The sequence below is a fragment of the Streptomyces hainanensis genome, assembly GCF_004348415.1.
GTDB classification, from domain to species: domain Bacteria; phylum Actinomycetota; class Actinomycetes; order Streptomycetales; family Streptomycetaceae; genus Streptomyces; species Streptomyces hainanensis.
The window spans coordinates 1-9,594 of sequence record NZ_SMKI01000308.1; the positions used below are offsets into that span (position 1 = coordinate 1).

Sequence of the window (9,594 nt, forward strand, 5' to 3'; positions counted from 1 at the left end):
CCCGGTACGCCCCCGCCAGCCGGCCGGCGTTGGCCGCGGCCAGGAAGTCGCCGCCCGCCCCGGCGAGCGCCGGTGCCGGCACCACCCCGCCGGGCGACCCGGTCTCCCGCGCCACGTCCGCCGGCGTCCTGACCTCGCGCCACAGCACCCGCCCGGCCAGGTCGAGGCCCGCGGCCTCGACCGTCGCCAGCAGCCGGTCGGCCGCCCGGTCCGCGACCCCGGGCGCGTCCCAGTCCAGGCCGCCCGCCCCCTGCGGCGGCGCCGGCGCGGACAACACCGCCGTCTCGTGCGCCGCGTCGGGCCGTAGCGCCGGATCGTCGGGGCGCGCCACCCGCACCGGCGGACGGTCGAGCTCCGCCGGATGCACCAGGGTGCGGTGCGGGGTGCCGGCCGGCCGCGCGCCGCGCAGCGCGAGCAGCACCGTGAGCCGGCCGGTGGCGTGCGGGGCCACGGCGCCGAGGCCCGGCGCGCCCCACACCACCTTGTCCGCCGGCAGCGTGCCGCCGTCCGCCGACTCGACACCGCCGGCCCGGCCGTCCCTGGCCAGGATCCGGGTGACCTCCGTGTCGAAGACGAACTCCACGCGGCGTTCACGACACCGCTCGTACACCGCGTCGGCCAACGCCCGCAGCCCGCCCGCCGGATACCAGCTGCCGAAGCTCCGCTCCAGGTACGCCAACACCGCCGCGCCCGGCGGCGCGAGCGCCGGATCCACCCCGTACTCCCACGCCGCGCCGGTCGGCAGCGCCGCCAGCCGGGGATCACGCAGTTCGGCCGCGGCCAGCTCGGCCAGCGTGCCGGGCACCCGGCGGCGCAGCAGGCCGCGCCGGGACGGGTGCGGATAGGGGTCGTCGGCGAGCGCGGCGCGTTGCTCGGGCGCCGTCAGCGGCTCCTCGACCAGCGGGCGCCTGGTGGACTCCCACACCTGCCGGGCGTTCCGCAGCAGCGCCGCCCAACGCTCCCCCGCGCCGCCGCCGAACGCCTCGTCCAACGCCTGCTGGGCACCGCCGAGCGCCGCCGGCAGGCGCACGGACACGCCGTCCGCGAACCGGTGCTCGACGCCCGGGTCCACCCGGTTCAGCTCGACGCACTCGCCGAGCTCGCGTTTCCCGGTCTTGATGAACAGATCCCGCCACACGGCCGGAAGATGCAGCAGCGCGGGCCCCGTGTCGAAGGCGAACCCGTCCCGCGCGAAACGACCGACCGCGCCGCCGTACGTCCGCCCACGCTCCACCACCGTCACCCGGTGGCCGGCCGTGGCCAACCGGGCGGCGGCGGCCATGGCGCCCATACCGGCGCCCACCACCACGATCCGAGCCATGGACCAGCACGTTACCCGGGCGGTCGAAGTGTCGACCGATCGGTACCCCACCCGGTGCGACCTGGGTACCTGATGAGTATCCGCCTGAGTAGCGGCACGGATGGGGCGGAGGCACCGCGCACGGCAGGGTGAACCCCGTCGACCCGACCAGTCGGCGACCCGGCGTCCGAACCGCCGTCACGGGGCGGCGGATCGGACGTGGCCGGGCCGTGGCGGGGGGTGGAGTCTTCCCCGGGCACGTCAGCCGGGGTGAGGGGAACCGCCGGCGTCAGCCGGCGGATGGGGCTCCACCTGCCCGCCCGCGGCAAGACCGCCCCGCAGCAGCTGCGAGATCGCGATCCCGACCTCGCCCGGCGGGCGCTCCGCGTGGAAGGTCTGCCAGTCGAGCGCGGCCACCACGACCATCCCCACCATCGCCCCGGCGATCAGCTGGACGTCCAGGTCCTCGCGCAACTCGCCCCGCTTGACGCCCTCCTGGAGCACCTCCTCGACGACCCCGGCCAGCTGCCGGCGGACGTCGACGAGCGTCGCGTGCCAACTGCGGTTGGTACGCCACTGTTCGGCCACCAGCAGCCGGGTGAAGTCCGGGTTCCCGATGATGAAGTCGAGCCCGGCGCCGGCCATCGCGTCCAGCGCGTCGACCGTGTCCCCGCCACGCGCCGCCGACCCGCGTGCCGCCTCGCGCAGCGACACCGTCAACGGGCCCACCCCGTGCCGCAGCAGCCCCTCGAACAGCTCGGTCTTGCTGGCGAAGTTGTAGTAGACGGTCCCCTTGGCCACCCCGGCCCGCTCGGCGATCTGCTCCACCGTGGTGGAGGAGAAACCCTGTTCCGCGATGAGGGTGACCGCGGCCTCGTAGAGCCTCAGCCGGGTCGCACCACGACGGGTGCTCGTCCTTGTCATGGGCCGATTCTCTACCTGGCGCGAACGCGGTATTGCCGCAAGCGGCAATGACCGGCCGGGAATTGTCAGTGCCATCCGTCACCATGTGCCCAGATGCGCAGACTGTGCGGACTCTGCGCCCCTTTCGGGGGCAACGGCCGCGCGTGAGCGCTGGATGACGACGGACTGGAGGCTCGTCATGACCGGACTTCCGACCGATGTGCACCCTGTGTCGCGCCGGGCGTCGGCCCCGCCGGCCGCGCTCGATCTGCTGGGCCAGGCGGAGCGCGGGCTCACGGAGGCCGCCGGCCTCGCCGACCCGGGCGAGGCATACGTGGCCGCGCACCTCGCGGCGCTCCGCACGGCGGCGGCCGTGCTCGCGGTGCGCGGCCGCCCCGAGGCGACGCCCCGGGCCCGGAGCCGCATCCGCAGCGTCTGGGAGGTGCTGCCCGAGATAGCCCCGGAGCTCGCCGAGTGGAGCCTGCTGTTCGCGGCGAGCGCCGCGCGGCGGCAGCGGATAGAGGCCGGTATCCGCGGCCTCGCGAGCGAGATGGACGCCACCGAGCTGCGGCGCGCCGCCGGCTTCTTCCTCCGCCTGGTGGAGGAGATGCTGTTGCGCCAGCCGGTGCTGCGGGCCGACTTCGGTGATCCTGGCGGCGCCGTGCCGAAGTAGTCTTGCCGGATACGGTGGCGCGGCCGAATCGGCCGAATCTCACCCCACGCACCTCAGCAAGGAGCAGCAGCAATGCCGTCAGAGTCGAGGGTTCGCGACGCGGGCGGCCCGGCCGCGGGAACGCATGCCGCGCTGCGCACCGGAGTCGTGTGGGACGTGCTGCGCGAGGCGCTGCGTACCCGCGCGGCCACCACCGGGCGCTCGGCGCTCGACGTGCTGGACACCGGCGGGGGCAGTGGGAGTTTCGCCGTGCCGGTGGCCGGTCTCGGCCACCGGGTCACCGTGGTCGACCCCAGCCCCGACGCGCTGTTCGCGCTGGAACGACGGGCCGCGGAGCAGGGGGTCGCCGCGCGGGTGCGAGGCGTCCAGGGCGACACCCACGACCTGCTCGACGTCGTCGAGCGCGGCGCGTTCGACCTGGTGCTGTGTCACGGGGTCCTGGAATACGTGGACGACCCGGCCGCCGGGCTGCGCGCCGTCGCCGGCGCGCTGCGGCCCGGAGGCGGCACGCTGAGCGTGCTCACCGCCGGGGTGGGCGGGGCCGTGCTCTCCCGCGCGCTCGCCGGCCGCTTCTCCGAGGCCAGCCACGCCCTCGGCGACCCGTCGGGGCGCTGGGGGGACGCCGACCCGGTGCCGCACCGCTTCACCGTGGACGGGCTGCGGGCGCTGATCGCCGACGCCGGGCTGCGCCCCGGCCAGGTACACGGGGCGCGGATCTTCGCGGACCTGGTCCCGGGCGCGCTGGTCGACACCGAGCCGGACGCGCTGCGCGCGCTGGCCAGGCTGGAGACGGAGGCAGCCGCCCTCCCGGCCTTCCAGGCCATCGCCGCTCGCCTGCACGTTCTCGCTGAGCGACCAACCACTCCATCGGGCGAACGATAGTCGGACTCCTCGTATCATCGAGATGAGCCCTCCGGCATGACCCGGAGCCGCTGGGGGAATGACTTGTCCACCCCCATAGGGTCCGGCGGACTGCGCATGGTGGGCGAAAATGGCGTACAGGGGTGGGTTTCACAGGGAGACTTCCCTGCCTATCCTTGAAAGGTCGGATCCGGTCGCCACCGCGACCGACGAGTAGGAGGACTCCGTGCCGCTCTCGGACCACGAGCAGCGCATGCTCGAACAAATGGAGCGAGCGCTGTACGCCGAAGATCCCAAATTCGCGAGCTCGCTCGAGGGTAATGAGCTGCGCACGTACACCCGCAAGCGGGTTTACCAAGCGATCGCCGGGTTCCTGGTAGGCATCGGCCTCCTCATGGGAGGCATGGTCGCGCAGCTCATCTGGCTCAGCGTCGTGGGCTTCCTGATCATGCTCGGCTGCGCCGTGGTGGCCGTCACCGGCTGGCGCCGCCGGCTGGCTGGCGCCGCCGCCGGAATACCAGGCCGGCGGCGTGTAGTCGATGGTGAACTGCCCCGTGGTCTCGGACTCCTCCTCAAGGAGCTCGTCATCGGGGCGTTCGTCGGCGGAGCTCTCCTCCGCGGTGCGAACCCTGTCCCGGTCGCTGTTCACGACGCCTCCCGCTGCTGGTCATGCCTCTGATCCGCATCCCTGTGGTCCGCTACGCGGATGACGGACCGGATCTCCCGAGCGGTTCCCCCGGCACGGGCTCAGGCCATTCTGTACGGCACGCCTGACGTGCCCACCATCACCCTAGTCGCCACCTCCGGAACTCCCCCACCCCTCCCCAGGAGGTACGGGTTCCCTCACAACGCGAACGTCGCTCATGTCGCCACCAGTTGGGGGAAATGGGGGGAATCGTGCCACTCTGTCACCACTGTTGCCCGAGGTCGCCTCGGGCGTCCCCCTCCACCGAGCCCTCAACCGCCCCCGGAACCGGTGCGCTCAGCCGGTCGGGTCGAGCCGGCTCGGGTTGCCGAGCAGCCCCGTCTCGCTGTCCGTCGGCACCATCCGCACCAGCCGCCGCGAGGTCCTGGTGCACCAGAGCACCGCGTCCTCGGCGAACGTGGACAGCGCCTCCGCCTGTATCTCCGGCAACGCCATGATCCGCCCGATCCGCCCGGCCTCCTCGGGAGACACCCGCTGGATCCCCACCAGCGCCGCGCGCTCCAGCAACCGGGGCGCCGCGGGGCTCAGATAGGGGAGCAGCGTCAGCACCGGCTGCCAGGGCGCCGAGGCCACCCGGCCCCGCGGCGGCCGGGTGCCGCAGTCCCGCACGACGAGCACCGGGCTGCCCAACGTCGCGCCCAACGGGGGCACCCGGCCCACCTCGTGCAGCGTCATGCACTCCACGCCGCCGTTCGCCGCCTGCGCGAGCCGCGCCCAGACAGGCGCCCGCGCCGTCTCCACCGCGACCCGCGCTCCGGTGGCGACCGCGCGCAGCGCCAGCACCTGCGCCGCCCAGACCCCACCGATCACCACCATGTCGTACGGCACGGGGTGGTGGATCCCCAGCACCGCGGGACGGGACCGGGCGTCGACGCCGACGATGATGCCGTCGTCCCCCACCGGCAGCGCGAGCGCCGCCAACGCGTCGGCGGACAGCACCTGTGTTCCCCTGGCCATCAGCGGACACCGCCCAGCGGCAACGTGGCCCGCACCCCGGGCAACTGCTGCCGGTCCATCCGGGCCAGCGTCACCCGGGAACCGCGCGCCGCGGTCAGCAACTGGCGGCTGACCGCCCGCAGTTCGGCCTCGCTGCGACCGGTGACCCGGACATGCCCGCCGAGGGCCACGGAACGCGGGCCCTGCCGGCGCAGCGTGAGCGAGAACGTGGTGGCGAAGGCGGGCAGCGAGGTCAACAGCGCCACCAGGCCCGGCAGCGGCGTCGCCCCGGGGCCGAGCGCCGGCCAGCGCACCACCCGGAACGTGGTGTGCCAGCGGTCGTCACAGCGCCACACGCGCGCCCCCTCCGCGGTGCGCCGCGGGCGCGGCCCCTCCGCCTGGCCGATCAGCGTGGTGGCCGCCGGGTCGGAGCTGGTGCAGGCCGCCACCGCGGCCAGCAGCTCGCCCTCCGTCAACACCGTGGCCCGGAAGCCGGCGGCGGCCAGCCGGCTCGCCAACTGGTCGGCCGCCCGCGCCAGCGCACGCTGCGCCCCCGGCAGGCCGCCGCCCCGTTCGGCCACCGCGGCCGGGCACAGCTCGGGATCGAGCCGCAACGCCACCCACGTCAGCCGCAACGCGGGCGCCCCGCCCGGCCCCTGCGGCTGCAACAGCGCGTAACTCGCCCCGGCCACCGACCGGTCGGGCAGCTGCGGCGCCGGCGCCGGCTGGGTGTGCTGCACCGACTGCACCGACTCCAGACATATCCCGTCCGTCTCCAGCGCCTCGTGGAGCAGGGACAGCGGCAACGGCCGCACCCCGTGGCCGGGTTGCAACGGCGCGAGCGACGCCTCCACCCGCAGCGCCGCGGTGAGCGAACCGCCGTCGGCGACCATCCCGATCTCGCGCCGATCCCGCCCGGCGAACGGGTGACCGACCAGCCCGGGCACGCACTCGGTGGCCAGCGACACCAGCGGATCGCCCCCCGCCGGCAGCGGCCCGGCCGCCTGCCGACCGCGCCGCCGCAGCGCCAGCGCCGACCCCACCCGGACCGGCAGCGGCTCGCCGAGCCGCCAGGCCGCCGCCACGAGCACCAACAGGGCCACGGGCAACGCCGCCAGCGCCCACACCACCGGGCGCCACGGGCCACTCACGGCGAGACCGCCCACCACCAGAGCGCCGGCCGCCTGGAGACACACCAGCGGCCACAGCACCAGCAGGCCACCCGAGCCGGCCGGCGGCCGTGGCACCACCGGCCCGGCCGGCCCGGCGTCCGCGGCGGGCCGTGCCGTCGTCGCAGCCGTCGCCATGCTCCCCGCCCCCTCCTCACCGTGATCGGATCGTCACCCGGCATAGTAGATCTTCGGTCTGACAACCGATCGCACGGGTGCGGTTCACGGTACGGGGGAGGAGCGCTCAACCATGGCGTCGCGGAAGGACGAGCTCAACGCCTACACGTTCGCCAAACGCCGCACGGTGGCGGCGTTCCTCCAACCCGACCCCGGCGGCACCGAGGAGGGCGCCCCGCGCCCGCTGCGCTCGGTCGTGCCCGGCATGGTGGTGGGCGCGCTGGTGATGGTCGGGTTCGGCGCCTGGGGGCTGTTCCGCCCGGCCGTCCCCGAAGGTTGGGACGAGCCGGGCCGGAACGTCATCATCGGCAGCGACTCCACCACCCGTTACGTGGTCCTGGAGACCCCGGGCGGCGGCCCACAACTCCACCCGGTGCTCAACCTCTCCTCCGCCCGCCTCCTCCTCGGCGACCCCGCCGACGTCGACATCGTCAGCGTGGACGAGGCCGAGCTCGACAGCGGCGACATCCCCCGCGGCCCGACCCTCGGCATCCCCTACGCCCCCGACCGGCTGCCGTCCGCCGAGGACTCGGCCGAGGCCAAGCGATGGGCGGTCTGCCAACAGCCGGGCAGCGGCGGCGAGTACCAGCAGGCCACCTTCGTCCTCGCCGACCGCGACGCCGGCCGGGTCGACGGCCGCGGGCGACTCACCGAAGGCGAGGTGCTGTACGTCCAGTCCACCGAGGACGACGCCGGCTACCTCGTCGACGGCACCGGCACCAAGTACCTGATCGACGAGGCCGATCCGGGCAACCGCGACGTCCTGCTCCGTCTCCTCACCGACGGGCGGCCCCCGCAGCGCGTCGGCCGGGAATGGCTCGACACGTTCGCCGACGGCTCCCCGATCGCCTTCCCCGAACTCTCCGCCCCCGTCGGCTCGGAGGCCGCCGTGCCGGGCCTCCGAGCCGACGCCGACCAGGTCGGCATGGTGCTGACCGCCCCCACCGGCGGCGGCCCGCAGAACTACCTGGTGCTGCCGGGAGAGGTCGTCCCGGTCTCCGAGTTCACCGCGCACCTCATGCTCAACAGCCCGCACACCGAGCCCCTCGGCCAGCGCGGCACCGCCTTCGAGGTCGGCGCCCAGGACCTCGAACCGGCCCCGCCCGAGGCCGGCATCGACCACGAACTCACCTGGCCGGAAAGCCGGATCAGCCAGGTCAACGACCCCGAGCGGGCCACCCTCTGCTCCGTGCTGCGCTCCGTCGACCCCGAGGACGGCTCGACCGAGGTCACCACCTGGGCCGGCACCGCCTACCCCGCCACCATCGCGTCGGGCGCGTCCACCGCCTACGTCACCCCGGGATCCGGCCTCCTCTACCGCCAGGTGCAGGGCGAACAGGCGGCGGCCGGCGGCGTCTTCCTGGTCACCGACACCGGCCTGCGCCACGCCGTCCAGGCCACCGCGACCGGCGCCGAGGAGGAAGAGGTCCAAGCACAGATCAAGCTCGGCTACGGCGACGTCACCCCGGTGCCGGTGCCGGCCCACTGGTCGCAGTTCCTGCCGACCGGACCCCGCCTCGACATCGACGGCGCGAGGCGGCCGCAGGGATCATGACCAGGCACAGAACCGTCCGCGCCGCCGCCGCGCTCGCCCTGCTGACCGGCGCCGCCCTCACCGGCGGCACCGACACCGCCCGCGCCACGGGCGCCCAGTGCGCCTTTCCGGCCGAACCGATCGCGGAGCGCCCCTGGGCGCTCCAGCGCGTCCGGCTCGACCAGCTCTGGGAGATCAGCACCGGCGCGGGCGTCGCCGTCGCCGTCATCGACAGCGGTGTCGACACCCGGAACCCCCAACTGGCCGGCGCCGTCGCCGCCGACCGCGGCACCGACCTCACCGACGACGAGGGCGACCAGACCACCGACCGGGTGGGCCACGGCACCAGGGTCGCCGGCATCATCGCCGCCCGGGCCAGCGACGACACCGGCTTCGTCGGCCTCGCCCCCGACGCCACCGTCATCCCGATCCGGGCCAGCGACGCCGACGGCGAAGGCGACGTGGCGACCCTCGCCGCGGCCGTCCGGCACGCCGTCCGGGCCGACGCCGACGTCATCAACATCTCCCAGGACACCGACCGCCGGCTGGCCGAGGACTCCGACCTCCGCCGAGCCGTCGACGAGGCGCTCGCCGCCGACGTCGTCGTCATCGCCTCCGCCGGCAACGACGGTGCCGACGGCGAACCCGGGGAGACGTTCCCCGCCGCCTACCGGGGCGTACTGGCCGTCGCAGCCTCCGACCGCAACAACGAGCGCGCCCCGTTCTCCCAGTCCGGCGACTTCGTCGGCATCGCCGCGCCCGGCGTCGACATGGTCTCCACGGTGCCGCTCGGCGGGCAGTGCGTGGACAACGGCACCAGCTTCGCCGCCCCCTACGTCGCCGGCGTCGCCGCCCTGCTGCGCGCCGCCGAGCCGGACTGGACCGCCGAGAACGTCGTCGCCCACCTCCAACAGACCGCGGAACGCGCCATCCCCGGGCCCGACGCCCACCTCGGCTGGGGCGTCGTGGACCCGGTGCGCGCCCTCACCGAGCGGCCGACCGTCCCGCCGACCGAACCCGTGCCCGACGAGGCACCGCCGGCCGCCCCGGCCCCCGACGTCCCCGACCTCGTCCTCGGCGAGACCCACGCCGAACGGGCCGAGCGGCTCGGCACCTACGCCGTCCTCACCGCCGCCGTCCTCACCGCCGTCATCGCCGGCGTCGCACTGGTACGCCGCGACCTGCGCCGCCGACGGGCGTGACGTCGCCGGCGCGCGGGAAAACGGCTCGCCGGAAAACGGCGCGCGCCTAACTGCCTGCTGTGGCACCCTCGCCCCCATGCCGCAGCCATCCTGGACGCTCGACGAACTCGCCCACGCCGGCCCGGAACACCTC

At 74.9% G+C, this 9,594-nt stretch carries 8 protein-coding genes and 2 pseudogenes; 5 read left to right on the forward strand and 5 right to left on the reverse strand.

The genetic code is table 11. From position 1 onward, the window contains the following. Both E1283_RS24750 and E1283_RS24755 read right to left on the reverse strand, forming a co-directional pair. A partial coding sequence (locus E1283_RS24750) for a phytoene desaturase family protein (protein ID WP_132820353.1) occupies positions 1-1,321 on the reverse strand: 1,321 nt, incomplete at its 3' end. A gap of 240 nt (positions 1,322-1,561) precedes the next feature. Beyond that, positions 1,562-2,224: a TetR/AcrR family transcriptional regulator gene (locus E1283_RS24755; RefSeq protein ID WP_132820354.1), complete on the reverse strand. Its 663-nt coding sequence runs from the start codon at positions 2,222-2,224 to the stop codon at positions 1,562-1,564. Positions 2,225-2,402: 178 nt separating this feature from the next. Here E1283_RS24755 and E1283_RS24760 point away from each other — a divergent pair, with 178 nt between their 5' ends. The 3 genes and pseudogenes from E1283_RS24760 to E1283_RS24770 form a co-directional block, all read left to right on the forward strand. Further along, a complete protein-coding gene (locus E1283_RS24760) occupies positions 2,403-2,876 on the forward strand; it encodes an SAV_6107 family HEPN domain-containing protein (protein WP_165956234.1) in 474 nt (157 codons plus the stop codon). Positions 2,877-2,948: 72 nt separating this feature from the next. Beyond that, the gene (locus E1283_RS24765; protein WP_132820356.1) at positions 2,949-3,758 is read left to right on the forward strand and encodes a class I SAM-dependent methyltransferase; all 810 of its coding nucleotides are present in this window, start codon (positions 2,949-2,951) and stop codon (positions 3,756-3,758) included. A gap of 205 nt (positions 3,759-3,963) precedes the next feature. Further along, positions 3,964-4,269: pseudogene (locus tag E1283_RS24770) on the forward strand (DUF3040 domain-containing protein); the annotation flags it as partial. A 33-nt stretch (positions 4,270-4,302) separates the two neighbouring features. Here E1283_RS24770 and E1283_RS39500 read toward each other — a convergent pair. The 3 genes and pseudogenes from E1283_RS39500 to eccE form a co-directional block, all read right to left on the reverse strand. After that, a pseudogene (locus tag E1283_RS39500) lies at positions 4,303-4,386 on the reverse strand (hypothetical protein); the annotation flags it as partial. A 333-nt stretch (positions 4,387-4,719) separates the two neighbouring features. Continuing rightward, positions 4,720-5,400: a hypothetical protein gene (locus E1283_RS24775; protein ID WP_132820357.1), complete on the reverse strand. Its 681-nt coding sequence runs from the start codon at positions 5,398-5,400 to the stop codon at positions 4,720-4,722. Then, positions 5,400-6,686, reverse strand: a complete 1,287-nt coding sequence (gene eccE / locus E1283_RS24780) for a type VII secretion protein EccE (protein WP_132820358.1) — start codon at positions 6,684-6,686, stop codon at positions 5,400-5,402. The genes E1283_RS24775 and eccE overlap by 1 nt, the downstream gene beginning before the upstream one ends. Before the next feature lie 112 nt (positions 6,687-6,798). On the opposite strand from eccE, the gene eccB reads away from it, so the two are divergent. Next, complete coding sequence (gene eccB, locus E1283_RS24785) at positions 6,799-8,280, forward strand: type VII secretion protein EccB (protein WP_132820359.1); 1,482 nt, start codon at positions 6,799-6,801, stop codon at positions 8,278-8,280. Continuing rightward, positions 8,277-9,461 carry a type VII secretion-associated serine protease mycosin gene (gene mycP, locus E1283_RS24790; RefSeq protein ID WP_132820360.1) on the forward strand — a complete coding sequence of 395 codons (1,185 nt, stop codon included), beginning with the start codon at positions 8,277-8,279 and terminating at the stop codon, positions 9,459-9,461. Before eccB ends, mycP begins: the two co-directional genes overlap by 4 nt. Positions 9,462-9,594: the final 133 nt, after the last annotated feature.

Bases quoted from the DNA above. Each gene is read 5' to 3' on its own strand.
- eccB (WP_132820359.1), top strand. From the start codon at position 6,799: ATGGCGTCGCGGAAGGACGAGCTCAACGCCTACACGTTCGCCAAACGC.
- E1283_RS24775 (WP_132820357.1), bottom strand. From the start codon at position 5,400: ATGGCCAGGGGAACACAGGTGCTGTCCGCCGACGCGTTGGCGGCGCTC.
- E1283_RS24765 (WP_132820356.1), top strand. From the start codon at position 2,949: ATGCCGTCAGAGTCGAGGGTTCGCGACGCGGGCGGCCCGGCCGCGGGA.
- mycP (WP_132820360.1), top strand. From the start codon at position 8,277: ATGACCAGGCACAGAACCGTCCGCGCCGCCGCCGCGCTCGCCCTGCTG.
- E1283_RS24755 (WP_132820354.1), bottom strand. From the start codon at position 2,224: ATGACAAGGACGAGCACCCGTCGTGGTGCGACCCGGCTGAGGCTCTAC.
- E1283_RS24760 (WP_165956234.1), top strand. From the start codon at position 2,403: ATGACCGGACTTCCGACCGATGTGCACCCTGTGTCGCGCCGGGCGTCG.
- eccE (WP_132820358.1), bottom strand. From the start codon at position 6,686: ATGGCGACGGCTGCGACGACGGCACGGCCCGCCGCGGACGCCGGGCCG.